The sequence below is a fragment of the Sphingomonas sanxanigenens DSM 19645 = NX02 genome (assembly GCF_000512205.2).
Taxonomy (GTDB): Bacteria; Pseudomonadota; Alphaproteobacteria; order Sphingomonadales; family Sphingomonadaceae; genus Sphingomonas_D; species Sphingomonas_D sanxanigenens.
Map to the genome: position 1 here is coordinate 5,447,307 of NZ_CP006644.1, position 25,194 is coordinate 5,472,500.

Here is a 25,194-nt window from a genome sequence, read left to right on the forward strand (position 1 = left end):
CTCAGCGGACGGGCTTGGGTCCGCCGCGCGCCGCCATCCGCGATCCCGGCAGCGGCCGCGATCCGGTGTCGGGCATGTCGAAGCGCGCCTTCTTGTTGGCGAAGTCCACCGACACGCGGTCGAACAGCGCCAGCGCGTCCATGCCCAGCAGCAGCGCCGGCCGATCGATCAGGTCGAGTATCTTGAAGCTGTGCAGGTCGGCGAAGGCCACCGGCATGTCGGTGAGAATCGCGCCGCCCACGCGGATCTTGCGGATCGCGGTGTAATTCGCGGTGAGCTGCCCGCCGGTCACGCTGGTGATCGTGATCGGCACCGCGGCGCGCGTGGTGCGGCGCCCGGTCAGCCGGCGTTCCAGCGCGAGATTGCCGACCGACACCTGCGTGCCGGTATCGAGGATCACCGCCACCTTCTGGCCATCGACCGCGGCATCGACGAGGATCAGCTGGCCGTAGCGGCGCTTGGCGCGGACGACGATCACGTCGTCGTCCCACTGCTCCACACGCTTGCGCGCGTCGCCGATGGTCATCGTCTGCTTGCGGAAGTCGATCGTCAGCCGCTTGTTCTCGAGGCTGTCGATGCCGAGGATGCCGTCGGCACCCAGGAAGCGGATCGGCAGCGAGGGCGCGCGCACCAGCGGCATCAGCCCCGATCCGTGATCGAGATCGGTGAGCGACACCGTCGGCACCCGGTCTTCGCCGGAGATGCTGTGCAGCCGCACCGTGCCGCTGTCCGCCAACCCGAGGTTGGCGGCGAGCTCCGCGGCGATCACGGTGCGCTCGGCGCCGGTATCGATCAGGAAGCGATAGGGGCCGCGCCCGCCGACGCTGACGGGAACGGTGATGCGATCATCGTCCTCCGTCGTGACGATATCGCGCGTGCTGTCCGTATCGATCGTGGCGACCTGCCGGGGGGCCTGCGCGGGCGGCGGCTGCGGCGGTGGCGCCTGCTGCGCTGCCGCCGGGGTGGCGAGCAGCGCGAGCGCCGCCAGCCGGATCATTCCGATGTCCATGTCCCCTGACCTCTCCCGGGGCGTGTTATCGGCGAAGGCTATGCCTGTTGCGATGCCCGGGCAAGCGCCGTTGGTCGAAGGATCGGGCGATCGAACGAAGACGGATCAATCCGCGCGCATCGCCGCCGCCGCAAGCGACTCGGCCTCGATCAGCAATTCGTCGTCGGCGGTGCCCTGCGCGACGCTCTCGCGCCCGATCATCACCAGCACCGGCACCGCCAGCGGCGTCACCCGGTCGAGGTCGACATGCAGCATCGTGCCCGCGGCACGGTCGAGCAGGTCGGCGAGGCGGCCGACATCGGTCATCCGCGCGCGCGCATCCGCCCAGGCGGCCTGCAGCAGCAGATGGCCGGGCTCATATTTGCGCAGCACGTCATAGATCAGGTCGGTGGAGAAGGTGACCTGCTTGCCGGTCTTGCGCTTGCCGGGGTGCTGGCGCTCGACCAGCCCGCCGATCACAGCCACCTCGCGGAAGGCGCGCTTGAGCAGCGCCGATCCCTGCACCCATTCGACGAATTCATGTTCGAGGATGTCGGCGGAAAACAGGCGCGCCGGATCGGTGATCGGCTTCAGCCCATAGCAGGCGAGCGCATAATCGTTGGAAACGAAGCCGATCGGGCTCAGCCCCAGCGTCTCCATCCGGCGGGTGATGAGCATCCCCAGCGACTGGTGCGCGTTCCACCCCTCGAAGCTGTAGGCGACCATGTAGTGCCGCCCCTCATGCGGGAAGGTCTCGACGAGGAGCTGGCCCGGTGTCGGCATCACCGATCGCCGGTCCTGCATCTCGAGCCATTCGCGGACGTCGTTCGGGAAGCGCGGCCACTGGCTGCGATCGTGAAGAAAACCGCGCACCCGCCGCGCGAGGTTGGTCGAAAGCGGCATGCGCGCGCCGACATAGGTGGGAATGCGTGCCGGCCGCGCGGTGGCACGCACCACGAGGTCGGCGGTGTCGATCCGTTCCACCTCGAGGCTGATGCCGGAGAAGAAGAAGGTGTCGCCCGGCGACAATGTCGAGGCGAAATATTCCTCCACCGTCCCCAGCTTGCGGCCGTTCTTGAACCGCACGTCGAGCGTCGGCGCATCGACGATGATGCCGGCGTTCAGCCGGTGCTGCTTGACGAAATTGGGATGGCTGACGCGCCACATCCCGTCGACGCCATGCGTCAGCCGCTTGAAGCGGTCATAGGCGCGCAGCGCATAGCCGCCCGATTCGATGAACCCGAGCACGCGCATGAAGGTCTCTTCGTCGAGCGCGCTGTAGGGGAGGGCGGAGCGCACCTCCTCCAGCATCGCCTTCGCGTCGAACGGCGCCGCGCAGGCGCAGGCCATCATGTGCTGCGCAAGCACGTCGAGCGCGCCGGGGCGGAAGATGTCGGGATCGAGCTCGTTGGCTTCGACCGCGTCGAGCGCGGCGCGCGCTTCCAGATATTCGAAGCGGTTGCCCGGCACGAGCACGGCTTCCGATGCCTGGTCGAGCCGGTGGTTGGCGCGGCCGATCCGCTGCAGCAGCCGCGACGAGCCCTTGGGCGCGCCCATCTGGACGACGAGATCGACGTCGCCCCAGTCGACACCGAGGTCGAGGCTGGCGGTCGCGACCAGCGCGCGCAGCCTGCCCGCCGCCATCGCCGCCTCCACCTTGCGGCGCGCCTCGCGATCGAGCGAGCCGTGGTGGATGCCGATCGGCAGCTTCTGGTCGTTTTCCTTCCACAATTCCTGGAAGATCAGCTCGGCGAGGCCGCGGGTGTTGCAGAAGACGATGCTGGTCTTGTGCGTCTCGATCTCGGCCATCACCTGCGGCGCGGCATATTTGCCCGAGTGGCCGGACCAGGGCACGCGATCCTCGGGCAGCAGGATGGCGATATCGGCAGGCGCGCCGGGCTCGCCGATCACCTTCGTCACGGTATCGATATCGCCGTCGGGTGCCAGCCAGGCGCGATAGCCGTCGGGATCGGCGACGGTGGCGGAGAGCGCGACTCGACGCATCGCCGGAGCGATCGCCTGCAGCCGGCTGAGCGACAGCGCGAGCAGATCGCCGCGCTTCTGCGTGGCGAAGGCGTGGACCTCATCGATCACCACCGTCCGCACGCCGGCGAGAAGCGTGAAGCTGTCGGGATAGGAGAGCAGCAGGCTGAGCGATTCGGGCGTCGTCAGCAGCATCTGCGGCGGCCGGGCGCGCTGCCGGGCCTTGCGGTCGGACGGGGTGTCGCCGGTCCGCGTCTCGACGCGAATGTCGAGCCCCATCTCGCCGATCGGGGTCAGCAGATTGCGCTGGACGTCCACCGCCAGCGCCTTGAGCGGCGAGATATAGAGCGTGTGGAGATCGCCGGTCGGCTGCTCGATCAGCTCGACCAGGCTGGGCAGGAAGCCCGCCAATGTCTTGCCCGCGCCGGTGGGGGCGACAAGCAGTGCATGCGCGCCGGCCCGCCCTGCTTCGAGCATGTCGATCTGATGTCGCCGCGGCGCCCAGCCCTTGGCGGCGAACCAGTCGGCGAGGACCGGGGGAAAGGGGGGATCAGCGGACATCGGCGATGTGACCGATGGCGCTGGGGTTACGGTCCATGCGCCTTACATCGGAAGGGCGGGGCCTCCTGTCCAGTCCAACACTGGAACCTTCCCGCGCCTGAACCATATCCACTGGATGGCCCGGCTCGGATCCTGGATCGAAGCGCACCCCGAAGGCATTTACGTGCCTGCGGCCGACGTCTGGATCGACCCGTCCCGCCCCAAGCCGCGCGCGCTGGTGACGCATGGTCACGCGGATCACGCCCGTAGCGGGCATGAAGCGGTGTGGGCGACGCCGGAGACGCTGGCGATCATGGCGGCGCGCTATGGACCGCAGGCGGGCAATCCCGTCCGCTACGGCGAGACGTTGACGATGGGCGGCGTGGACATCGGCTTCGTGCCGGCCGGGCATGTCCTCGGTTCCGCGCAGATCATCCTCGACCATGCCGGTGAACGCATCGTCGTCTCCGGCGATTACAAGCGCCGCGAGGACCCCACCTGCGCGCGCTTCCAGCCGGTCGCCTGCGATATCTTCATCACCGAGGCGACCTTCGGGCTGCCGGTGTTCCGCCATCCCGAAACGCATGACGAGATCGACAAGCTGCTCGCCGCGCTCGCCGCCAACCCCGATCGCTGCGTGCTGGTCGGCGCCTATGCGCTGGGCAAGGCGCAGCGGGTGATCGCCGAACTGCGCCGGCTGGGGCATGAGGCGCCGATCTTCATCCATGGCGCGCTCGAGCGGCTGTGCGCGCTCTATCAGGAACAGGGAGTGGATCTCGGCACGCTCCGCCTCGTCAGCGATGCAAGCAAGGACGAGATGCAGGGCGCAATCGTGCTGGCGCCGCCCTCCGCGCTCAACGACCGCTGGTCGCGGCGGCTGCCCGATCCGATCACGGCGATGGCCTCCGGCTGGATGCGCGTGCGCCAGCGCGCGGTGCAGCGCAACGTCGAGCTGCCGCTGATCATCTCCGACCATGCCGACTGGCATGAGCTGACCGAAACGCTGCTGGAGATCGCGCCGAAGGAGGTGTGGGTCACGCACGGGCGCGAGGACGCGCTGGTCCACTGGTGCATGACCCGCCAGATCAGGGCGTGCGCACTCGATCTCGTCGGCTATGATGACGAGGATGATTGATGGCGGGACCGTCCCGAAATTGCCGTCATGGGAAATTAGGACCTGATGGACGAGAACGGCGCATCGCTGAGGACGCTTATGGACGACGCCAAGCTGACGGATGAGCGCGGGAGGCTCGCGGCGCTGAACCGCGCCAACATTCTCGACACGCCGCCGGAAGAACCTTTCGAACGGATCACCAGCCTGCTCAAGTCGGTGCTCGGCGTGCCGATGACCGCGATCACCCTGCTCGACGCCGATCGCCAGTGGATGAAGTCGCGCTGCGGGCTGGACGCCGACCACACGGCGCGCGACATCAGCTTCTGCACCCACACGATCGAGGGTCGCGATCCGTTCGTGGTGCCCGATGCCAGCCGGGATCCCCGCTTCGCCGCGAACCCGCTGGTCACCGACGCGCCGCGCATCGCCGCCTATGCCGGCGTGCCGCTGGAGACGGTGGACGGCTATAATCTCGGTGCGCTCTGCGCGATCGACACCAAGCCGCGTGAATTCGCAGCCCACGAACTCGATCTTCTCAAGAGCTTTGCCCGACTGGTGATCGGCGAGATCCAGCTTCGCCAGATCGCCGATCGCGACCACCTGACCGGCGCATTCTGCCGGCGCGCGGCGCTGGAAGAGATGGAGCGCGCGGTGGCACGCCATGCGCGGCACGGCACCCCGGCGGCGCTGATCATGTTCGACATCGATCATTTCAAGTCGATCAACGATCGGTATGGCCACCCCGGTGGCGATAGCGCGCTGCGCGCCGTTTCCGCGCGGATCGCCGCCATGCTGCGGCCGGACGATGTGCTGGGCCGGCTCGGGGGCGAGGAGTTCGCGATCCTGCTGAACGGCACCGGCCTCGATGACGCGACCGTTGCCGCCGAACGTTTCCGGGCCGCGCTGGCGGCGATGATCGTGCCCAACGATCCGCCGCTGCGGCTGACCGCCAGCTTCGGCATCGCCGTACTGGGGCCGGACATTGCTGACGTCGATGCCTGGCTGGCGGCCGCGGACGGCGCTCTTTATGCCGCCAAGAACAGCGGTCGCAACCGATGCCGTACCGCCCATAGCGGGGGCAGGGACGACGCGGCAGCGGCCTGAACGGCGGGGCGCAGCATTGCTTTCCGGCAGGAAAGTTTTGCCTGCTGGAATTATCTAGTCATTTGATAGAGAAATGACGCGTCACCGAGGGAGGTGCCGACGCCATGGTCGTTTCTGGCCGCTGTCACACTACCGTCCATCGCGTGGTGTAGGCGCCTTGCCCGAGGGCGCAGAAAAACAGACGCAACCTTTTATCGGAACAGCCGTTTGTGCCGGCGAAAGAGCGCCGGGGAGGAGTGTCCATGTCCGCAGAAACCGAAGCCGCCCCCGGCGGCTCAAACCGTCGCGACGCCTATCCGGTTTCGCTGCAGCATGCAGCCGCGGCGCTGTGGGGCGATGGCTTCTGGGGGCGCGAGGCGCCGGCGCGGGATGAACGTGCCGACAACCGGAAGCCTGCGCGGCGTTAGGCTTCAGCGCCGCATCGCTGCCGGCGTTGACAGCGACGCGCCGGCCCGCGAAGGGCCGATGCCATGCGCTTCTTTTCAGACAACGCCGCCTCCGTCTGCCAGCCTGTGCTGGATGCCATGGCAGCGGCGAATCGCGCCGACACGGCCTATGATGGCGACTCGCTGTCGAGGGGGCTCGACGATGCGTTCGGCGGGTTGTTCGGAACGCCGGTCACCGTCCTGTGGGTTGCGACCGGCACTGCGGCGAACAGCCTCGCGCTGGCGGCCCTGTGCCCGCCCTATGGCGGCGTGGTCTGCCACCGCGATGCGCATATCCAGAACGATGAATGCGGCGCGCCCGAATTCTTCACGCATGGCGCCAAGCTCCACCTTGCCGAGGGCGACGGCGCCAAGCTGACACCCGGGAGCGTGACCGCGGTGCTCGATGCGATCGCCAATGACGTCCATCGCGTTCAGCCGCGTGCGCTCTCGATCACCAACGCCACCGAATATGGCCGCGTCTATACGCCGGACGAGGTGGCGGCGCTGGGCAGCCTGGCGCGGGCGCGCGGGCTTGGCTTCCACATGGACGGCGCGCGCTTCGCCAACGCCGTGGCGCATCTCGGCTGCGATCCGGCCGACCTTACCTGGCGCGCCGGCGTCGACGTGCTGAGCTTCGGCTTCACCAAGAATGGCGGCATGTCCGCCGAGGCGCTGGTGTTCTTCGATCGCACCCGCGCCGAGGGCGTGGCGGAGCGCCGCAAGCGCGCGGGCCACCTGCTCTCCAAGGGGCGTTATCTCGCGGCGCAGATCCATGCGCTGCTTGCCGACGATCTGTGGATCGCCAATGGCCATGCCGCCAACCGCGCCGCGACCACGCTCGCCGAAGCCGCCGCGGGCCGGTTGATCCACCCGGTCGAGGCCAATGAACTGTTCCTGCGGATGACGCCGGACGAAGCGGCGGCGCTCCGCGCACAGGGTTTCGAATTCTATGATTGGGCGGCCGGCGAGATCCGGCTGGTGACGAGCTGGGACCAGCCGGACGCCGAGGTGGCGGCGCTCGCCGCCGCGCTCCGGGCGCTCTGAGGGCGCTGGCGCGATGGAAGCGCCGCTGACGCCCGCGCAACAGGCGCGCAGCCTGGTGCCCTTCGTCACCGTCACCCTGATCTGGAGCTCGACCTGGCTGGTCATCACCGGCCAGCTCGGTCATGTGCCGCCGAGTTGGTCGGTGACCTACCGCTTCGTCGTCGCCGGCATCGCGATGGTCGCCTATGCGCTGGTCCGGCGCGAGTCGCTGTGGCTCACGCCGCGCCAGATCGGTCTCGCCGCGCTGGTCGGCGCGTTCCAGTTCGCCATCAATTTCAACATGCTCTACCGGGCTGAGCAATATATTGCATCAGGGCTGGTGGCGTTGCTGTTCGCGCTGCTGATCGTGCCCAACGCGGTGCTGGCGCGGGTCTTCCTCAAGCAGCAGGTGTCGCTGCGCTTCCTGATCGGGTCGGTGATCGCGATCGGCGGCGTCGCCATATTGTTCGCACACGAGGTGGAGGGCCGCGACGTCGACGCGGGGACGGTCTCGATGGGCGTGGGTCTTACGCTGGTCTCCGTGCTGTCGGCCTCGATCGCCAATGTCATGCAGGCCGCGCCGGCGGTGCGCGCGGCGCCGCTCGCGCCGATGCTGAGCTGGGCGATGATGATCGGCGCGGCGGGCTGTGCGGCCTACGCGTGGGCGACGACGGGCGCGCCGGTGTTCGACTGGCGGCCATCCTATGTGCTGGGCGTACTCTACCTCGGCGTCGCCGCCTCCACGCTCACCTTCCCGCTGTATTTCGGGGTGATCCGCGCGATCGGGCCGGCGCGTGCGGCCTATTCCAGCGTGCTGATCCCGATCGTGGCGATGGCGCTGTCGACCCTGTTCGAAGGCTATCGCTGGTCGTTTCAGTCGGGGCTCGGCTGCGTGCTGACGCTCGCCGGGCTGGTCGTCGCGCTGAGGGCGCGCAGCCCAGCCGCATAGTCGGCAAAGCGCGGCGCCCAGCCGAGCACGCGTTTCGCCTTGCCGTTGGCGACGCGCCGGTTCTCGGCATAGAAGCCGCGCGCCATAGGCGAGAGCCCGGCTTCGTCCAGCGTCTGCAGCGCCGGCCAGCGCAGGCCGAGCAGGTCGCATGCCGCCTCGATCACGGCATTCTGGCTGCAGGGATGGTCGTCGGCCAGGTTGTAGGCGCCGGGCGGTGCTTCGAACCCCGCGATCACGCCGCTGACGATGTCATCGACATGGACCCGGCTGAAGACCTGATCGGGCAGGTCGATGCGATGCGCCCGGCCCGCCGCGACCCGATCGAGCGCCGAACGGCCGGGCCCATAGATGCCGGGCAGGCGGAATACGCGCGCGCCGAGCGCGAGCCATTCGGCATCCGCCGCCGCCCGCGCCGATCGTCGTCCGCGCCCCACCGGCGCGCTTTCGTCCACCCACGCCCCGCCGCTGTCGCCATAGACGCCGGTGGAGGAAAGATAGCCGAGCCACGCGCCGCTGCGCACGAGCGCATGGCGGTAGGCGACGAGGACGGGATCCTCATCCCCCGCCGGCGGGATCGAGGACAGGATATGCGTCGCCCGGCCGATCGCGGAGGCGGCCGCATCGAATGGCAAGGTCCCCGCGCGGCCGTCACGGCTGGTGCCGGTGACGGTCCAACCCCGCGCCTCGGCGGCCGCCGCGATCCGCGTGGCGGTATAGCCGAGGCCGAGGATCAGCAGATGGGGCATATATTAGCCCCTCCCCTTCCGGGGAGGGGTTGGGGTGGGGGCGAGCGCAGCGAGCCTCCGCGTGAGCGGAAGTTCAGCGCCAACGGGGACGTTGAGCCCCCGTCGCCGCTTCCCCACCCCTTGCCCCTCCCCTGAAGGGGAGGGGTGAAGACCGGGAATAGCGCTCCTGACCCCCACCTCAGCGTGCGCCGAAGCCGTTGTAGAGCGTGCCGAAGAAGTCGCCCTTGTTCCAGCGCGGCCGTTCCGGCGCATTGGCCAGTTCGCGGGCGATGGCGAGGTTGAGCGATACGAAGCGCGCGCCGGCACCCCAGTCGAACGGCAGGTCGGGCTGGTCGCTCGGCTGGTGATAATTGTTCTTCAGGAAGGCCGCATTGGCTTCACCGCCCGGGCCCTTGCTGCCGGTGACGATGAACACCGAGGGCACGCCCTGCTGGACGAAGCGGTAATGGTCCGATCGGGTGAAGATCGCCTGGTCGGGCGCCGGATCGGGCGACACGCCGATACCGAGTGGCGCCGCCGCCTTGGCGACGGTCGCGCCGATCGACGAGTGATCGGCGCCGAACGCGACGACGTCCTCGAACGCATAGGTGATGATCGGCATGTCGAGATTGACGTCCGCCACCAGCCGGTCCTTCGCCACGGTGGGGTGCCGCGCGAAATAGTCGGCGCCGACCAGCCCCTTCTCCTCGGCGGTGACCGCGAGAAACAGCACCGAGCGGCGCGGTTTTTCGCCGCCCTGGACGAAGCCGCGCGCGACCTCGAGCATCGAGGCGATGCCGACGGCATTGTCCATCGCACCGTTGCAGATCGTGTCGCCCTTCACTTCGGGGCAGATGCCGACATGGTCGAGATGGCCGGACAGCACGACGACCTCGGACTTGAGCGCGGGATCGGAGCCCTCGATCATCCCGGCGACATTGCTGCTTTCCGCCGGCTTGATCGCGGTTTCGAGCTGGACGCTGGCGGTGCTGCCGAGCGCGGCGCCCTTGACGCGGCCCTGCGGCGTCTCTGCCGCGGCCATCACCGCCGCCGCACCGCCCTTGATCCCGGCGAGCAGCTTCTCGGCGCCGGCGAGGCTGACATAGGCGAGCCCCGGCGCGTTGGGCGCGGCGCTGAAGCCGCTGCCGTCGGGCTGGCGCCACACCATACGCTTGTCGTCCCACGTCTTGGCGGCGCGCGCGAACGGCAGCACCTTGGCGCGGGTCGGCGTCTCCAGCGTGATCACGCCGATCGCGCCATGCTTCTCGGCCTCGATCGCCTTGGTCGTGCCGTTGCCGTAATGCGCGCGTTCCTCGCCGGGGATCGCCTTGGGCGCGCCCGACAGCAGCACCACGATCTTCCCCTTCACGTCCAGCCCGGCATAATCGTCGCGTTTGAATGCGGGCGCGACCACGCCGAAGCCGACGAACACCAGCGGCGCGTTCAGGCTCAGCCGCGGCGCCTTGAGCGACTGGCCGGGCAGATAATCCTCGCCGAAGACGAGCGCGGTCTGCTGGCCGCCGCGGGTGACGGCGATCGCGCCATGGCCTGTCGACTGCGCCGAGACCAACGGCACCTTCTGGATATAGCTGCCATCGTCGCCGGCGGGCTTCAGCCCAAGCTCGGCGAAGCGGGTCGCGACATATTGCGCGGCGATGTCATATTCGGGGCTGCCGGCTTCGCGGCCGCGCATCGCGTCGCTCGCGAGGAAATCGACATGCGCCTTCAGGCTCGCCTGCGACGGCTGATAGGCATCCTGCGCAAAGGCGGGCGCGGCCAGCGCCAGAGCGAGGGGAAACAGGGTAAGCTTGGTCATGAAATCATCCGGAAAGATCGATATGCGCCCGGCCTAGGCAGCGCCGGCGCGGGGTGCAACGCCGCTTGTCGAAAATCGCGCGGTCGGATGTGCCTCGCGCAGGATTGCCGATGGCGGAGTTTTGTGGCGCGCCCGCGACAAGCACGATATCTCCGGGGACATGCTCGACGTCCAGACCACGCAGCCGCCCCCCGCACCCACCGTCATCCACCGCACGGATTATCGGGAGCCCGACTGGCTCGTGCCCGACGTGGCACTCGATTTCGCGCTCGACCCCGCGGCGACGCGGATCCGAGCGACGCTCTCGGTCACGCGCAACGGCGAACATGACCGGCCGTTGCGGCTGGACGGCGACGGGCTGGTGGCGATCGCGGTCAGGGTCGATGGCGTCGAACTGGCCGGAGACCAATGGCATATGGAGCGCGACGCGCTGGTCGTGCCGCTCGCCGGGCCCACGCATGTCGTCGAGACCGAGGTCGAGATCGCGCCGGAGCGCAACACCAAGCTCATGGGGCTCTATGCCTCGGGCGGGCTGCTTTGCACGCAATGCGAGGCGGAAGGCTTCCGCCGCATCACCTTCTTCCCCGACCGGCCCGACGTGCTCAGCCGCTATGTCGTGCGGATGGAGGCGGACAAGGCGCGTTTCCCGATCCTGCTCGCCAATGGCGATCGCACCGCCGAAGGCGATGGCGCGGACGGCCGCCACTGGGCGGAATGGCGCGATCCCTTCCCCAAGCCTTCCTATCTGTTCGCGCTGGTCGCTGGCGACCTTGCCGCCAACCGCGACCGCTTCACGACGATGTCCGGCCGCGACGTCGACCTCGCGATCTGGGTACGGGCGGAGGATCTGCCCAAGACCGAGCATGCGATGGCCGCGCTCAAGACCTCGATGGCGTGGGACGAGACCGTTTATGGCCGCGAGTATGACCTCGGCCAGTTCAACATCGTCGCGGTGGCCGATTTCAATTTCGGGGCGATGGAGAACAAGAGCCTCAACATCTTCAACTCGCGCTACATCCTGGCCGATCCCGATACCGCGACCGACGCGGATTATGACGCCGTCGCCGGCGTCGTGGCGCACGAATATTTCCACAACTGGTCGGGCAACCGCGTCACCTGCCGGGACTGGTTCCAGCTCAGCCTGAAGGAAGGCTTCACCGTCTTTCGCGACCAGCAATTCTCCGCCGACCAGGGCTCGGCCGCGGTCAAGCGGATCGAGGATGTGCGGATGCTGCGCGCGGCGCAATTCCCCGAGGACGGCGGGCCGCTGGCGCACCCGATCCGCCCCGATTCCTACCTCGAAATCAGCAACTTCTACACCGCGACGGTCTACAACAAGGGCGCCGAGGTGATCCGCATGCTCCACACCCTGTTGGGGCCGGAGCGCTTCCGTGCCGGCAGCGACCTCTATTTCGACCGGCACGACGGCGAGGCGGCGACCTGCGAGGATTTCGTCCGCGCGATGGAGGATGGTGGCGGCATCGATCTCACCCGCTTCCGCCTGTGGTACCAGCAGGCGGGCACGCCGCGGGTGAAGGCGGTGCTGGCGTGGGACGAGGCGGCGGCGCGCGCGACATTGTCGCTGGAACAGACGGTGCCGACGACGCCCGGCCAGCCGGTGAAGCAGCCCATGCCGCTGCCGCTGCGCGTCGCGCTGTATGGCAGCGTCAGCAACGCCGCATTGGGCGGGGAGCGGCTGGTCGTGCTGGACGCGGCGCAGGGCAGCGAGACGTTCGAGGGCATTGCCGAACGTCCGGTGCTGTCGATCAACCGCGGATTCTCCGCGCCGGTGGTGGTCGAGACCAACCGCACCGCCGCCGACCTCGCCTTCCTTTCCGCGCATGATGAGGATCCGTTCGCCCGTTACGAGGCGATGCAGCAACTGATGATCGACACGCTGGTCGGCGCGGTTTCCACCGGCGGTGCCGACCATGGCCCGGTGATCGAGGCGGTGCGCGAGACATTGGTCAACCCGGCGCTCGATCGCGCCTTCAGCGCCGAGGCGGTGCTGCTGCCGAGCGAGGCCTTTCTCGGCGACCAGATGCTGGTGGTCGACCCCGACGCGATCTTCGCCGCGCGCGAGGCGCTGCGCCGCGATCTCGGTGCGGCGATGCAGTCCGAATGGCGGCACGCCTATGACGGCGCGCGCACCAACCGCTTCGAATACAGCCCGGCAGCGAAGGGCGCGCGGCGGCTGCGGACGGTGGCGCTGGGCTATCTCGCCGCGGCTGGCGCGCCCGATGCCGCGGCGCTGGCGTTCCGTCAATTCGGCGAGGCGGACAATATGACCGACCGGCAGGGCGCGCTCGGTGTGCTTGCCAACGGCACCGCGGCGGAACGCGATACGGCGCTGGCGGCGTTCTACGACCGTTATCGCAGCAACCCCCTGGTGCTCGACAAATGGTTTTCGACGCAGGCGCTGTCCGCGCGCGACGACACGGTGGACGCGGTGGCGGCGCTCTATCGCCACCCGGACTTCACCCTGGGCAACCCCAACCGTGTCCGCGCGCTGTTCGGCGCCTTCTCGGCCAACCAGCGGGCGTTCCATTCGCCGGACGGTCGTGGCTACACGCTGCTTGCCGACATGCTGCTCGCGCTCGACCCGATGAACCCGCAGACCGCCGCCAAGCTGGTCCCGCCGCTGGGCCGCTGGCGCCGCTTCGGCCAGGCGCGCGCTGCGCTGATGAAGGCGGAACTGACGCGCATCGTCGCCACGCCGGGATTGTCGAAGGACGTGTTCGAGCAGGTATCCAAGAGCCTCGCCGGCTGATGGCGTTCGAACATGGCATCGTCGCGTCGGCGCAGGACATCGACGAGCTCGGCCATGTCAACAATGCGGTGTGGGTGCGCTGGATCCAGGATGTCGCCGTGGCGCACTGGATGGCGGCGGCGACGCCGGCGGAGGTCGATGCCTATGTCTGGGTCGTGATCCGGCACGAGATCGACTATGTGGGCAACCTGCGCGCCGGCGATGCGGTGACCGTGCGGACCTGGGTGCCCGATCCGCCGCGCGGCGCGAAGTTCGACCGGCATATGCTCTTCACCGGCGCAGATGGTCGCGAGAAGGTGCGCGCGATTTCGACCTGGGTGATGATGGACAAGGCGACGGGGCGGCCGATGCGCGTGCCGGCGGCGCTGGCGACGCGGTTCTTGGAGACATAGCGCGAGCCCTCTCCCCTTGGGGGAGAGCGGGACAGTCAGGCTGCGCAGGCCTGAAGCAATTCCGGTTCCTCTCGCTCTTCGCGATGCTCCAGCGCGCGGAAGACCGCTTCCAGGGCGCGGGCGTCGCTGGTGAAGCCGAGGTGGCGGCAGCTGACTTCGATGGCATGGTCGCGTTCGCCGGCCTGACCGCAGGCGCTGGCGGGTGCGATGACGCCGTCATGGCTTGACCAGAGTGCGAAGGTGGGGACGGGCGGCTTCTCGGTCAGCACGCAGCGCAAAGGCGGTCGGTCGACCGGATGGCGGGCGATCAGCTCGTAGAGCATCCACGCATGGTTGGCGCGCATGTCGCCCGAAAAGGGTGTGCCCAGCGTGATGACGCGATCGATCCGGTCGGGCGCGAACTTGGCATATTCGCGGGCGTAGAGGCCGCCGAGGCTCCAGCCGATCAGGCTGACCTTGCCGGGGGCGATGCGCGATATCTCGTCGAGCCGGCGGTCGAGCCGGTCGAGCATATCGGCCCTCACGCCGAAATTGCGCCCCGCCCCCCAGCCGAATGCGTGATAGTTCGCCGCGGTCAGCGTGCGGCGCAGCGCGCGCGTCGATCCGTCCGACGCCAGAAAACCCGGCAGGACGAGCACTGGCGCACCACCGCCGTCACGACCCGTGGCGCAGGGATGCGCGATCGAACGATTGCGCGCCAGCTGCGCGAAGCTGCGCGCCTCCGCCAACAAGAGCGAGAGCGAAGGTGGCCGGTTCCCAACATGACCGATTGGCGACAGATTCACGACAGATTCCATGACACTTTCATGACACGGATCAACGCGCGATGCTATCGCCAGGTTGCGTAGCACGTCGCAAACGCAAAAAAGCACCGAACGGAAAAGGCCGACGGACCCGGGGGCAATCCGTCGGCCTTTCCGGCGCCTGGGAGAGGCGAGAGAATTCAGTTCACGAGCACGGCTTCCACGCGGCGATTGGCGCCGGCGCTGGCGCGCTGGCCGGCGAGCGGCCGATCGAAGCCATAGCCTGCCGCATCGATCCGGTCGGCGGCGATGCCTTCGGCGATCAGCGTCTGGCGCACCGCATAAGCGCGCTCACGCGAAAGGGTAAGGTTGCTTTCGCGCGAGCCGACCGAATCGGTATGGCCTTCGATGCGAACGCGGCGGCCGGCGAGCCGGGGCGTCTTGAGGGCGGTGGCGAAGCTCTTCACTTCCATCAGCTCGCGGCCGACCAGCATCGACGATCCGGTCGAAAAGCCGAGGCGCAGGTCGACGCGGGGCTGGGCGACACCGACGCCGGGGGCGGGCGCCGGCTTTGGGCGGTTGGGGGTCACGACGCGGATGGGGGCGGGCCGGGGGTCCGGGCGCTTGGCCGCGTTCGGATCGACGGGCTTGGCGAGAACGAAGCCGCGCGACTCGCCGGCGACCCGCGCGGCGCGGCCGCCGGTGGCCGACGCGGTTGGGGCTGCCGGCGACTCAGGCCCCGCGGCCGGTTCGGCGGGGCATTCCTCACCGGTGAGTTCGCAAACGAAATCGGAGGGCGACCGCGTCGCCTGCTCCTGCGCCTGGATGGCGGTGACGGGCACGGCGACCAGTGCGATCGCCGACGCCAACAGGGTGAAACGCATGTCCAGCTCCAATGCAACGCTTCTCAATCGATGATCCGCTTCTACGCCATATCGGGCGAGTCGCGGGTGATCATCGTCACAAAGCGCCGGTTTTATTGGGCCGCCGGCCGCCGGGTCAGCGCGGCGACGCAGCTTGCGCGGTCGATGTCGCGGCCATCGGGCTGGCGCGCATCGACATAGGTGACGACGGGTTCCCGGCCCCTGGCCGGCGGATAGAGATAGGCATCGAGGATGCAGATCGGCCCGGCGAACTGCAGCCGCCGCGCGCCGGGTTCGCGCGTATCCTGATCGGGCTGGCCGAACAGCGCCACGAGGTTGCGCGCATCCTTGCCGATCACGCGTTCCAGCCCGATCGGCGCAGGCGCCGCGGGCCGCGCCACCGGCGGCGGCGGGGTGACGGCAGGGCGCGGGGCGCCGGTGGTGCAGCCGGCGAGCAGCAGCGCTGCCGGGGCGCCGGCGATCAGAAGACGGGTCACGCGGTCTCGCTTTCCTTGGTCAGGGTCACCGATCCTGGCGCGGCGGCGCGGCCCCTGTGAAACAGGTGCGTCGCCATCGCGGCGCCGAGGATCGGTGCCAGCAGGTTGATCCCGGGAACCATGAAAAGCCCGGTGGCGACAAGCCCCAGCGCCAGCCGCCTGCCGCGCGTGGCCCTCAGCCAGCCGCGCAGCTCCGCACGCTCCATGTGGCGGATGGCGACCATCTCGCCGAGATCGCGCCCGAGCAATGGCGCGTTGACCGCGATCACCGCGACGACGGTGCCGATGCCCGTGACGAGCAGGATGACGTAGACCGGCAACGCCAGCAGGTTGAAGAAGATCGCCCGGCCGGCGGAGGAGAGTGCCATCCGCAGCGACAGGCCCCAGCCGGGCGGCGTGCAGGCGGCGAGAGCCTGCGGGTAATGCCGCCGCTCCACCGCCTCGACGACGCCGTCGGCGAAGATGCTCATGATCGCGACCGCGGTGGCACGGAACAGCAGCCAGCCGAGGATGAAGGCCAGCACCACCGCGATCAGCGCGTCGGCCCGCTCGATCCAGACCGCGTCGGCGCCCGGCCACCACGTCCGCACCACCCAGTCGGACAGCGCGTCGATGCCAAACCACAGGCCGACGAAGGTGAGCGCGAAGATCAGCGCGGTCAGCGCCAGCGTTCCGCCAAGCACCTTGAGCACGGCACGGTCGGGCAATTGCTCGACGCTCAACCAGAAGGCGCGGATCATGGCCGCAAGAGTCGCGCGAAGCGGCGGCCGCGTCAACATGTGCCGCAGCCCCGGCCGTTCTTGCCTTTATGCACGGCTCGCCTAAAGGCGCAGCCTATGGCCGTCGAAACCCCCAACCGCATCCGTGGCACGCAGGACATGCTGGGCGAGGTGCAGGCGCGCTTTGCGCATGTCGTCGCCACGTTCGAACGCGTGCGCAGCCTCTATGGATTCCAACAGGTTCAGGTGCCGGTGTTCGAGGCGACCGCGGTGTTCGCGCGCTCGCTTGGCGAGACCACCGATGTCGTCTCCAAGGAGATGTACAGTTTCGAGGATCGCGGCGGCGACAGCCTGACCTTGCGCCCCGAATTCACCGCCGGCATCTCCCGTGCCTATCTGACCGAAGGCTGGCGCCAGTTTGTGCCGCTCAAGCTGACCACCTGGGGGCCGCTGTTCCGCTATGAGCGCCCGCAGAAGGGGCGCTTCCGCCAGTTTCACCAGCTCGATGCCGAGATACTGGGCGCTGGCGAGCCCGCTGCAGACGTCGAGCTGCTATGCTTCGCCGACCAGTTGCTGCGCGAACTCGGCGTGTCCGATGGCGTGACCTTGCAACTGAACACGCTCGGAGACGCGGCGACGCGGGATGCCTGGCGACAGGCGCTGGTCGATCATTTCGAATCGCACCGTGGCAGCCTGTCCGAAGAGAGCGTCGAGCGGCTGGCGAAGAACCCGCTTCGCATCCTCGATAGCAAGGATCCGCGCGACCGGCCTATCGCCGACGCCGCGCCCGAGATCGACGCTTTCCTGACGCCCGAGGCGGCCGACTTCTTCGCGGCAGTCACCTCGGGGCTCGACGCGGCCGGCGTCAACTGGACGCGCAACGCGCGGCTGGTGCGCGGGCTCGATTATTATCGCCACACCGCGTTCGAGTTCGTCACCGACCGGCTCGGCGCGCAGGGCACCGTGCTGGGCGGCGGCCGCTATGACGGGCTGATCGAGGCGCTGGGCGGCCCCGAGACGCCGGCGGTCGGCTGGGCGGCGGGTATCGAGCGGCTCGCGATGCTGATCGATGCGCCGAGCGATGCCCGTGTGGATGCTGCTGTGGTGCCGTTGGGAGATGCCGCAGACCGTGTCGCTCAGGGAATCGCAGCCGAATTGCGACGGTCAGGTGTCAGCGTCGACATGCCTTATCGCGGCAATATGAAGAAGCGGATGGCCAAAGCGAACGCCGTACGCGCACGCTATGCGATCATCATCGGCGACGAAGAAGTCGCGAGCCAGTTGGCGACGATCAAGGCGCTCGATACCGGCGAACAGGGCAAGGTGCGGTTAGACCTGCTGCCGCAGACGCTCTTCGATCTCGTCTTCGCCGCAACGGGATGCGAAGCTCGTGGTGAGCCGGTTCCACCGATGGCCGATGAGTTGCCGTTGATACGCGAGAAGCGTTCGAGCGCTCCATGACCCGGATCTCGCCGGATCGCATCGCCGCCATCGAGGCCCGCCGCGACGAGTTGCAGGCGGAGATGTCGCGCGGGGATCTCTCTGCCGACCGCTTCGTCGCGCTCTCCAAGGAGTTTGCCGAGATCGAGCCCGTCGCCCGCGCGGCGGGTGACGTGCGGCGGCTGCGCGCCGAGATCGAGCAGCTCGCCGACATGGAGAAGGACGACGATGCCGAGCTGCGCGCGCTCGCGGTCGAGGAGCTGGCCGGCGCCAACGCCCGGCTGCCCGAGGTCGAGCGCGCGCTCGCGCTCAGCCTGCTGCCGCGCGATGCGGCGGACGCGCGCGCGGCGATGCTCGAGATCCGCGCCGGTACCGGCGGCGACGAGGCGGCGCTGTTCGCGGGCGATCTGCTGCGCATGTACCAGCGCTATGCCGAAGGGCAGGGCTGGCGCGTCGAGATCATCTCGGCGAGCGCGGCGGAGCTTGGCGGCTACAAGGAAGTCGTCGCTTCGGTAACGGGGCAGGGCGTGTTCGCCAGGCTCAAGTTCGAAAGCGGCGTCCACCGTGTCCAGCGCGTGCCGGTGACGGAGAGCGGCGGACGCATCCACACCTCGGCGGCGACGGTGGCGGTGCTGCCCGAGGCGGAAGAGGTCGACGTCCAGATCGACGACAAGGATCTTCGGATCGACGTCTATCGCTCGTCCGGGCCCGGCGGCCAGTCGGTCAACACCACCGACAGCGCCGTGCGCATCACCCATCTGCCGACCGGATTGGTGGTGATCCAGCAGGACGAGAAGTCGCAGCACAAGAACAAGGCCAAGGCGCTCAAGGTGCTGCGGACCCGGTTGTACGAGCTGGAGCGCGACCGGCTGGACAGCGAACGCGCCGGGGCGCGGCGCTCGATGGTCGGCTCGGGCGACCGGTCGGAACGGATCCGGACCTATAATTTCCCGCAGGGGCGGGTAACCGACCACCGCATCAACCTGACCCTGCACCGGCTGCCGGAGATCCTGGAAGGCCAGCTCGACGAACTGATCGGCGCGCTGATCGCCGAGGATGAGGCGGCTCGGCTGGCGAATCTGGATGGGTGACCTCTTGTTTCCTCCCCGCGCGTGCTCGGGGAGGAAGGGGTGAATTCCGACGCGGCTTCGGCCCTCACCGCCGCCAGCAAGCGCCTCGCCGCCATCTCCGAGACCCCGCGGCTCGATGCGGAACTGCTCCTCGCCCACGCGCTCGGCATCAGCCGCGAGGATGTATTGCTCGGCCGCCACACCGGCCCGGTGCCGACCGCTTTCGACGCGCTCGTCGCGCGGCGCGCGGCCGGGGAGCCGATCGCCTATATCACCGGCACGCGCGCCTTCTGGACGATCGAGCTCATGGTCGCGCCCGGCGTGCTGATCCCGCGGCCCGATACCGAGACGCTGATCGATGCCGCGGTCGCGCATTTCCGGGGCAGGCCGCCGCGGCGCGTGCTCGATCTGGGAACGGGCTCCGGCGCGCTGCTGCTCGCCGCGCTCGACGAATGGCCTGCAGCGACCGGGCTCGGCATCGACCGCAGCCGCGATGCGCTGGCCATCGCCGGCGCCAATGCCGAGCGGCTGGGGCTGGCGGCGCGTGCTGCGTTTCGCCTGGGCGACTGGGCGGACGGGGTTTCGGAACGTTTCGATCTGGTGCTGTGCAACCCGCCCTATGTCGAGGCGGATGCGGCGCTCCCGCGCGACGTGGCGGAACATGAACCGCATTCGGCGCTGTTCGCCGGCCGCGATGGGCTCGACGATTATCGCCGCCTCGCCCCCGGGTTCGCGCGGCTGCTGCAGCCCGGCGGGATCGCAGCGATCGAGCTGGGCGCGGGACAGTTTTCGCGCGTTGCACCCTTGTTCGATGGGCAAGGGCTCACCATATCTATGGCGCAGGACTTGGCAGGGCGTGAGCGCTGCCTTCTGCTTGCAGCGGGACTCGAAAGCGAAACATAAAAGCGCTTGGTTTCTCGCTGTGGAGCCGCTAGGAGGCGGCCGGGGACAGGCGCTTTTTCAACGACCCGCGTTTGGCGACGCGCCTCTCACCGAACTCCTTTAGTCATGTCCGCTGTGGTCCGGCGGCACGGCAGTCGATGCTCGATCGCTGAAGGGCGGTCTGCATCCGGGAGTCTGGCTATATCCGTTCGATCGGGAGCTGGTGACGTTTCGAAGACGAGGACAGCAAGAAGTTGATCAACAATCGTCAGGCCGGCCGCCGTCGCGGCCGTGGCGGCCAGCGGCCGCAGGGGAGTAACCCCAATCGCGGTCCCGAAAGCGGCAACCGCATCGACAATCGTGCGCGCGGCAATGCTGCGCAGCTGCACGAGAAATACAAGACCCTGGCGCGCGACGCGCAGACCCAGGGCGATCGCGTGATGTTCGAATATTACTCGCAGTTTGCGGATCATTATTTCCGCGTGCTCAACGAGAACCGTTCGCGCTTCGAAGAGAATCGCCGCCAGCGCGACGATTACTCCGATGGTGAGGAGGGTGACGACGATGGTGCGTCGTTCGAGGCCGAGGGCGAAGAGTTCGTCCGCCGCGAGCAGCCCGAGCGTCGCGAACAGCGCCAGCCCTATAACGGCCAGCAGCAGCGCGGCGACCGTGATTCACGTGGCGAGCGTGAGCCGCGCGCGGACCGGGAGCCGCGCGCGGAGCGCGAACCCCGTCCAGACCGTGAACCTCGTGCCGAACGGGAACCTCGCGGCGACCGCGAACCGCGCTTCCAGCGCGAAGAGCGTCGCCCGGAGCCGGCGGTCGCGCCGGAACCCGTCTCGGCTGCGCCTGCCCCGGCCGAGGAAGAAGAGCGGCCCCGTCCGCGCCGTGGCCGTCCGCCGCGTCGTCGCGATGCGGAAGAGAGCCATGCGATCGACGCCGCGGTGCTGCCGCCGGCCTTCGCAGCGCCCGAACCCCAACCGGCTGCGGCGCCCGCCCCGGCGGCTGCCGAGCTGCCGCTGAACGGGGGCAACGGCACGCACGCCGAAGCCGACACCACCGAGGCTCCGGCCGAAACGCCGAAGCGTCGTCGCGGCCGTCCGCGGAAGACCGAGGGCGACGCGCCGGTCGTCTGAGTCGAAGCCCGAAATAGGGCTTCGCAAAACGCATCAAAGCGGGCATCACCCTCGGATAATCGAGGGGGTGCCCGTTGATGCGTAAGTCGTCGTTCGTCGTTGCCGCACTGATGTTTTCCGCGGCAGGTCAGGCATTTGCCCAGACGGCGGTGACTCCGCCCCCCGCCCCCGACGTGGTCGGCAGCGCGCAGGGTGACGTGTCCGTCACGATCTACCAGAACGGCCAGGCGCTGGTGCAGGATGTGCGGGAACTCAGCCTTCCCGCCGGCCGCACGCGCCAGGAATTTCCCGACGTCTCAGCGCAGATCCGCGCCGAGACGGTGTCGCTCGCCGGCCCCGGCCTCGGCATCGTCGAGCAGAATTTCGACTTCGACCTGCTCTCGCCCGACAAGCTGATGGAAAAGGCGGTGGGGTCGGTCGTCACGATCGTCCGCACCAACCCGGCGACCGGCGCTGAGACGCGCGAACAGGCCAGGGTGCTCGCCGCAAATGGCGGCATCGTCCTCCAGATCGGCAACCGCATCGAGGTGCTGCGTGACGATGGGCTGCCCGTCCGCGTGGTGTTCGACAAGGTGCCCGAAAATCTGCGCGCGCGCCCGACCCTGTCGGTGACCCTGCAGGTCGCGCAGGCCGGCCGGATCCCTGCTGCGCTCAGCTATCTGACCCCGGGCCTCGGCTGGACCAGCGACTATGTGATGCTGTTCGACGAGGCCAAGGGCGCGATCGACATGCAGGGCTGGGTCACGCTCTCCAACAACACCGGCACCAGCTATCGCAACGCCGATGTGCTGCTGGTCGCGGCGAACCCCAACGCCGGCGGCGGTCGCCGCGGGCTCGGCCAGCTCGGCGATGCGACGATCGAGGAGGCCGGCACCGAGACCGGCGCGCGCGAGCGGCTGGGCGATTTCTATCTCTATCCGCTCGCCGAACGCACCACGATCGCCAACGCGCAGCAGAAGCAGGTGAGCTTCCTCGACGTGAAGGGCGCGCCGGCCCGCAAGGCCTATGAGTGGAACAATCGCTGGATGGGCAGCGATACCGACTTCCGCAGCGCTGCGACCGTGCTCAAATTCTCGACCTCGAAGCAGGGCGGCCTGGGCGACCAGCTGCCGCAGGGCACGATTCGCGTCTATATGCGCGACGCGCGCGGCGATCCGCAGTTCATCGGCGAGAGCCGCGTCGATGCCGCGCCGATGGGCTCGCAGATGGCGATCCGTACCGGCGAGGCGTTCGACGTGAAGGGCACCGCCACGGTGGTGAAGCGCGAACGGCTGTCGTCGAAGCGTTGGCGCACCGAGATGCGCTATGAGTTCAGCAATGCCCGCGCCGATCAGGTCACCGTCGAAGCCGGGCAGGACGGGCTGTGGGGCGATGTCCGCATCGTTTCCGCCACGCTCGAAGGGCAGCGCGTCTCCGCCGACCGGATGGAATGGAAGGTGCCGGTGCCCGCCAATGGCAAGGCCGGCTACACGGTGGTGTTCGACACCCGGTACTGACGCGATGGCCCGCGGCCTTGCTGTTCTGGCGGTCTCGATGGTCGTGGCGGCGCCTGCCGCCGCGCAGACTGTCGTCACGTCCGACCGCATCGATGCGGTTTCGGTGACGGTCTATCGCGCGCCGCAGCCGAAGCCGCGATTCCGGCGCGATGCGCCGATGGAGCGTCGCGCCGACCAGGGCTGGCCCGGCGGCTACGCCTTGATCACCGAGACGCGGACGATCCGGCTGCCGGCGGGCCGCTCGGTGATCCGTTTCGAGGGCGTGTCGCAGGGGATGCTGCCCGAATCGGCGATCGTCACCGGATTGCCGCGGCAGGTCGTCGAGAAGAATCGCGATGCGCGGCTGCTGTCGCCGGCAGCGTTGGTCGATGCGTATCTCAAGCGGCGCGTGACGGTGCGCCGCACCAACCGCGCGACCGGTGCGGTGCGCGAACAGGATGCGGTGATCCAGTCGGGGCCTGGGGGAGGGGTGCTGCTGACGACGGCCGAGGGCGTCGAGGCGCTTGGCTGCTCGGGGCTGGCGGAAACATTGGCCTATCCCGGCGTGCCCGCCGATCTTTCCGCGCGCCCGACCCTGTCGGTGGTCGCCGACAGTACCGGTGCGGCGACCGCGACGATCCAGCTTTCCTATCTCGCCGAAGGGCTCGACTGGTCGGCGAGCTATGTTGCGCGCGTCGCACCGGATGGCGAGACGCTGGATCTGTTCGCCTGGGCGACGATCGTCAACGGCGGCAGCGAGGGGTTCGCGGACGCGCGCACGCAGACCGTGGCGGGGCTGCCCAATCGCGAGGGCAGGGCGCCGCAGCCGCGGAGCCCGGCGCCCGATCTGCGCCTGCAATGCTGGCCGATGGATATCACCAGCACGCATCCGCGATGGGGAGACCCCGTCCCGCCACCGCCGCCTCCTCCGGCGCCGATGGCGATGGACGAACGCGCGGAAGAGATCGTCGTCACCGCGCAACGCCTGCAACGGGGCATGCTCGCCGCGCCGGTGGCGGTGATGGTCGCCGAGCAGGAGGAACTGGGTGACCTCAAGCTCTATCGCATTCCCGAGCCGGTGACGGTCGCCGCGCAAAGCCGCAAGCAGGTGGCGATGATCGACCGCAAGCGCGTTCGCTTCGAGCGCATCTATGGCGCCGCGTTCGAGTCGTTCGAGCTGCCGGCGTATGCGGACGAGAACCAGCCCGGCCCGGAGAGCGCGTCGCTTGTGCTGCGTACCGAGAACAAGACGGGCCAGGGGCTCGGCCTGCCGCTGCCGGCTGGCGCGGTGTCGATCTTCGAGGATGACGGCACCCAATCGCTGCTGGTCGGCGAGGCGCGGCTCGACGACCGCGCGATCGGCGACGAGGTGGAACTCGCGATCGGCGACAGCCCCGAGGTGCAGTATCGGATCACCGCGCACCCGCGGCGCGGCAAGCGCCAGAACTATGAGGCGCGGGTCACCAATGCCAAGCCGGTGCCGGTGACCTTCGAACTGGCCATTCCCTATCGGCTCGCGTCCGCGAGCGAGACGCTCGGGCAGCGCAAGGGGCAGCCGCTGTGGCGCACCACCGTGCCCGCCAATGGCGCGGCGACATTGCGCTTCACCCTGAAGCTGGAGCGCGAATGACGCGCGGCGCATGCCTCTGGCTGATGCCGGCGGCGGCGCTGTTCGTCGCGGCCCCGGTGGCGGCCCAAACCGTGGTCGACTCGGACCGGATCGATAAGGTCGCGGTCACGCTCTATCGTGACCCCCAGCCGGCGCCGAATGCCGACGCCGGCTGGCCGACCGGCTATGCGCTGGTCACCGAGACGCGGACGATCCGCGTGCCCGCCGGCCGCGCGGTGATCCGCTTCGAGGGCGTTTCGCAGGGCATGATGCCCGAAACCGCGATCGTCACCGGCCTGCCGCGCGACGTGAACGAGAAGAATCGCGACGCATTGCTGCTCTCCCCCGCGGCGCTGATCGACGCCCATCTCAAGCGCCGCGTGGTGCTGCGGCGGACCGACCCGGTGACGGGGCAGCGCCGCGCCGAACCGGCGGTGGTCGAATCGGGGCCGGATGGCGGCGTGGTGCTGACCACGCCCGCTGGCGTCGAGGCGCTGCGCTGCTCGGGACTGCCGGAATCGACCGTCTATGCGCGCGTGCCCGAGGGGCTGTCGGCCAAGCCGACCTTGTCGGTGGTGACCGAAAGCCCGAAGGCGGCGACGGTCACGGTGCAACTCTCCTACCTCGCGCAGGGCTTCGACTGGTCCGCGACCTATGTTGCGCGGATCGGGGGGGATGGCACCAGCCTCGACCTGTTCGCCTGGCTTACGGTGAAGAATGGCGGCAGCACCGGATTCGCCGCGGCGCAGACGCAGGCGGTGGCGGGGCGGCTCAACAAGGAGGCCGCGGCGGCGCTGCCGGCAAGCCCCGATCCGGCGCTGCGGATCGACTGCTGGCCGATGGACGTCACCAGCAGCTTCCCCGCCTGGACGATCGAGCGGCTGCAACTGCCCGAGGCGCCGGCCTATTGGTATGGTGATCGCTACGG

At 68.8% G+C, this 25,194-nt stretch carries 22 protein-coding genes (1 of these 22 cut by a window edge); 14 read left to right on the forward strand and 8 right to left on the reverse strand.

The annotated features are described in order from the left end of the window. Position 1: 1 nt before the first annotated feature. Both NX02_RS25000 and NX02_RS25005 read right to left on the reverse strand, forming a co-directional pair. Positions 2 to 1,009, reverse strand: a complete 1,008-nt coding sequence (locus NX02_RS25000) for a retroviral-like aspartic protease family protein (RefSeq protein WP_025294901.1) — start codon at positions 1,007 to 1,009, stop codon at positions 2 to 4. A gap of 105 nt (positions 1,010 to 1,114) precedes the next feature. Continuing rightward, complete coding sequence (locus NX02_RS25005) at positions 1,115 to 3,532, reverse strand: ligase-associated DNA damage response DEXH box helicase (protein ID WP_025294902.1); 2,418 nt, start codon at positions 3,530 to 3,532, stop codon at positions 1,115 to 1,117. A gap of 115 nt (positions 3,533 to 3,647) precedes the next feature. Here NX02_RS25005 and NX02_RS25010 point away from each other — a divergent pair, with 115 nt between their 5' ends. From NX02_RS25010 to NX02_RS25025, 5 genes are all read left to right on the forward strand, one after another. Next, positions 3,648 to 4,646, forward strand: coding sequence for a ligase-associated DNA damage response exonuclease (locus NX02_RS25010; RefSeq protein WP_025294903.1), 999 nt, complete (start codon positions 3,648 to 3,650; stop codon positions 4,644 to 4,646). A gap of 45 nt (positions 4,647 to 4,691) precedes the next feature. Further along, the gene (locus tag NX02_RS25015) at positions 4,692 to 5,729 is read left to right on the forward strand and encodes a sensor domain-containing diguanylate cyclase (protein WP_425424020.1); all 1,038 of its coding nucleotides are present in this window, start codon (positions 4,692 to 4,694) and stop codon (positions 5,727 to 5,729) included. A 242-nt stretch (positions 5,730 to 5,971) separates the two neighbouring features. Beyond that, positions 5,972 to 6,136 (forward strand): hypothetical protein, encoded by a 165-nt coding sequence (locus NX02_RS32835; RefSeq protein WP_158014178.1) that lies wholly within the window; start codon positions 5,972 to 5,974, stop codon positions 6,134 to 6,136. Positions 6,137 to 6,199: 63 nt separating this feature from the next. Further along, on the forward strand, positions 6,200 to 7,201 hold the full coding sequence (locus tag NX02_RS25020) for a threonine aldolase family protein (RefSeq protein ID WP_025294905.1): 1,002 nt from the start codon (positions 6,200 to 6,202) through the stop codon (positions 7,199 to 7,201). 13 nt (positions 7,202 to 7,214) lie between these two features. Further along, positions 7,215 to 8,129, forward strand: a complete 915-nt coding sequence (locus NX02_RS25025) for a DMT family transporter (RefSeq protein WP_025294906.1) — start codon at positions 7,215 to 7,217, stop codon at positions 8,127 to 8,129. On the opposite strand, the gene NX02_RS25030 is transcribed toward NX02_RS25025, so the two are convergent. Both NX02_RS25030 and NX02_RS25035 read right to left on the reverse strand, forming a co-directional pair. After that, a complete protein-coding gene (locus tag NX02_RS25030; protein ID WP_039996829.1) occupies positions 8,054 to 8,875 on the reverse strand; it encodes a Rossmann-fold NAD(P)-binding domain-containing protein in 822 nt (273 codons plus the stop codon). The genes NX02_RS25025 and NX02_RS25030 overlap by 76 nt on opposite strands. Positions 8,876 to 9,053: 178 nt before the next feature. Then, entirely contained in the window at positions 9,054 to 10,670 is a 1,617-nt protein-coding gene (locus tag NX02_RS25035; RefSeq protein ID WP_025294908.1) for a M28 family metallopeptidase, read from the reverse strand. 160 nt (positions 10,671 to 10,830) lie between these two features. Here NX02_RS25035 and pepN point away from each other — a divergent pair, with 160 nt between their 5' ends. Further along, a complete protein-coding gene (gene pepN, locus NX02_RS25040) occupies positions 10,831 to 13,440 on the forward strand; it encodes an aminopeptidase N (protein WP_025294909.1) in 2,610 nt (869 codons plus the stop codon). Then, positions 13,440 to 13,832: an acyl-CoA thioesterase gene (locus tag NX02_RS25045; protein WP_158014179.1), complete on the forward strand. Its 393-nt coding sequence runs from the start codon at positions 13,440 to 13,442 to the stop codon at positions 13,830 to 13,832. Before pepN ends, NX02_RS25045 begins: the two co-directional genes overlap by 1 nt. 35 nt (positions 13,833 to 13,867) lie before the next feature. Here NX02_RS25045 and NX02_RS25050 read toward each other — a convergent pair whose 3' ends face one another. The 4 genes from NX02_RS25050 to NX02_RS25065 all read right to left on the reverse strand — a co-directional run bounded on the left by NX02_RS25050 (position 13,868) and on the right by NX02_RS25065 (position 16,675). Further along, complete coding sequence (locus NX02_RS25050) at positions 13,868 to 14,617, reverse strand: esterase/lipase family protein (protein WP_245648696.1); 750 nt, start codon at positions 14,615 to 14,617, stop codon at positions 13,868 to 13,870. Positions 14,618 to 14,775: 158 nt separating this feature from the next. Then, on the reverse strand, positions 14,776 to 15,459 hold the full coding sequence (locus tag NX02_RS33385) for an OmpA family protein (RefSeq protein WP_211258251.1): 684 nt from the start codon (positions 15,457 to 15,459) through the stop codon (positions 14,776 to 14,778). Between the two features lie 92 nt (positions 15,460 to 15,551). Next, positions 15,552 to 15,935, reverse strand: coding sequence for a hypothetical protein (locus NX02_RS25060; protein ID WP_025294913.1), 384 nt, complete (start codon positions 15,933 to 15,935; stop codon positions 15,552 to 15,554). Further along, positions 15,932 to 16,675 carry an EI24 domain-containing protein gene (locus tag NX02_RS25065; RefSeq protein WP_025294914.1) on the reverse strand — a complete coding sequence of 248 codons (744 nt, stop codon included), beginning with the start codon at positions 16,673 to 16,675 and terminating at the stop codon, positions 15,932 to 15,934. The genes NX02_RS25060 and NX02_RS25065 overlap by 4 nt, the downstream gene beginning before the upstream one ends. Before the next feature lie 96 nt (positions 16,676 to 16,771). Between NX02_RS25065 and hisS the strand changes: the two genes are divergently transcribed. From hisS to NX02_RS25100, 7 genes are all read left to right on the forward strand, one after another. After that, positions 16,772 to 18,115: a histidine--tRNA ligase gene (hisS, locus tag NX02_RS25070; protein WP_025294915.1), complete on the forward strand. Its 1,344-nt coding sequence runs from the start codon at positions 16,772 to 16,774 to the stop codon at positions 18,113 to 18,115. After that, complete coding sequence (gene prfA, locus NX02_RS25075; RefSeq protein WP_025294916.1) at positions 18,112 to 19,185, forward strand: peptide chain release factor 1; 1,074 nt, start codon at positions 18,112 to 18,114, stop codon at positions 19,183 to 19,185. Before hisS ends, prfA begins: the two co-directional genes overlap by 4 nt. Before the next feature lie 39 nt (positions 19,186 to 19,224). Beyond that, positions 19,225 to 20,067 carry a peptide chain release factor N(5)-glutamine methyltransferase gene (gene prmC / locus NX02_RS25080; protein WP_025294917.1) on the forward strand — a complete coding sequence of 281 codons (843 nt, stop codon included), beginning with the start codon at positions 19,225 to 19,227 and terminating at the stop codon, positions 20,065 to 20,067. 233 nt (positions 20,068 to 20,300) lie between these two features. Beyond that, positions 20,301 to 21,182 (forward strand): DUF4167 domain-containing protein, encoded by an 882-nt coding sequence (locus tag NX02_RS25085; RefSeq protein WP_025294918.1) that lies wholly within the window; start codon positions 20,301 to 20,303, stop codon positions 21,180 to 21,182. Positions 21,183 to 21,259: 77 nt separating this feature from the next. Further along, positions 21,260 to 22,678, forward strand: a complete 1,419-nt coding sequence (locus tag NX02_RS25090; protein WP_025294919.1) for a DUF4139 domain-containing protein — start codon at positions 21,260 to 21,262, stop codon at positions 22,676 to 22,678. 4 nt (positions 22,679 to 22,682) lie between these two features. Continuing rightward, positions 22,683 to 24,287, forward strand: coding sequence for a DUF4139 domain-containing protein (locus NX02_RS25095; protein WP_025294920.1), 1,605 nt, complete (start codon positions 22,683 to 22,685; stop codon positions 24,285 to 24,287). Further along, positions 24,284 to 25,194: the 5' portion of a DUF4139 domain-containing protein gene (locus NX02_RS25100; RefSeq protein WP_025294921.1), read on the forward strand. The gene runs 694 nt beyond the window's last position; 911 of the gene's 1,605 nt are visible here — the first part of the coding sequence; the start codon lies at positions 24,284 to 24,286; its stop codon lies beyond the right edge, outside the window. The genes NX02_RS25095 and NX02_RS25100 overlap by 4 nt, the downstream gene beginning before the upstream one ends.

Excerpts from the sequence above, each read along its gene's own strand:
- NX02_RS25000 (WP_025294901.1), bottom strand. The coding sequence starts at position 1,009 with ATGGACATCGGAATGATCCGGCTGGCGGCGCTCGCGCTGCTCGCCACC.
- NX02_RS25005 (WP_025294902.1), bottom strand. The coding sequence starts at position 3,532 with ATGTCCGCTGATCCCCCCTTTCCCCCGGTCCTCGCCGACTGGTTCGCC.
- NX02_RS25010 (WP_025294903.1), top strand. The coding sequence starts at position 3,648 with ATGGCCCGGCTCGGATCCTGGATCGAAGCGCACCCCGAAGGCATTTAC.
- NX02_RS25015 (WP_425424020.1), top strand. The coding sequence starts at position 4,692 with ATGGACGAGAACGGCGCATCGCTGAGGACGCTTATGGACGACGCCAAG.
- NX02_RS32835 (WP_158014178.1), top strand. The coding sequence starts at position 5,972 with ATGTCCGCAGAAACCGAAGCCGCCCCCGGCGGCTCAAACCGTCGCGAC.
- NX02_RS25020 (WP_025294905.1), top strand. The coding sequence starts at position 6,200 with ATGCGCTTCTTTTCAGACAACGCCGCCTCCGTCTGCCAGCCTGTGCTG.
- NX02_RS25025 (WP_025294906.1), top strand. The coding sequence starts at position 7,215 with ATGGAAGCGCCGCTGACGCCCGCGCAACAGGCGCGCAGCCTGGTGCCC.
- NX02_RS25030 (WP_039996829.1), bottom strand. The coding sequence starts at position 8,875 with ATGCCCCATCTGCTGATCCTCGGCCTCGGCTATACCGCCACGCGGATC.
- NX02_RS25035 (WP_025294908.1), bottom strand. The coding sequence starts at position 10,670 with ATGACCAAGCTTACCCTGTTTCCCCTCGCTCTGGCGCTGGCCGCGCCC.
- pepN (WP_025294909.1), top strand. The coding sequence starts at position 10,831 with ATGCTCGACGTCCAGACCACGCAGCCGCCCCCCGCACCCACCGTCATC.
- NX02_RS25045 (WP_158014179.1), top strand. The coding sequence starts at position 13,440 with ATGGCGTTCGAACATGGCATCGTCGCGTCGGCGCAGGACATCGACGAG.
- NX02_RS33385 (WP_211258251.1), bottom strand. The coding sequence starts at position 15,459 with ATGCGTTTCACCCTGTTGGCGTCGGCGATCGCACTGGTCGCCGTGCCC.
- NX02_RS25065 (WP_025294914.1), bottom strand. The coding sequence starts at position 16,675 with ATGATCCGCGCCTTCTGGTTGAGCGTCGAGCAATTGCCCGACCGTGCC.
- hisS (WP_025294915.1), top strand. The coding sequence starts at position 16,772 with ATGGCCGTCGAAACCCCCAACCGCATCCGTGGCACGCAGGACATGCTG.
- prfA (WP_025294916.1), top strand. The coding sequence starts at position 18,112 with ATGACCCGGATCTCGCCGGATCGCATCGCCGCCATCGAGGCCCGCCGC.
- NX02_RS25090 (WP_025294919.1), top strand. The coding sequence starts at position 21,260 with ATGCGTAAGTCGTCGTTCGTCGTTGCCGCACTGATGTTTTCCGCGGCA.
- NX02_RS25095 (WP_025294920.1), top strand. The coding sequence starts at position 22,683 with ATGGCCCGCGGCCTTGCTGTTCTGGCGGTCTCGATGGTCGTGGCGGCG.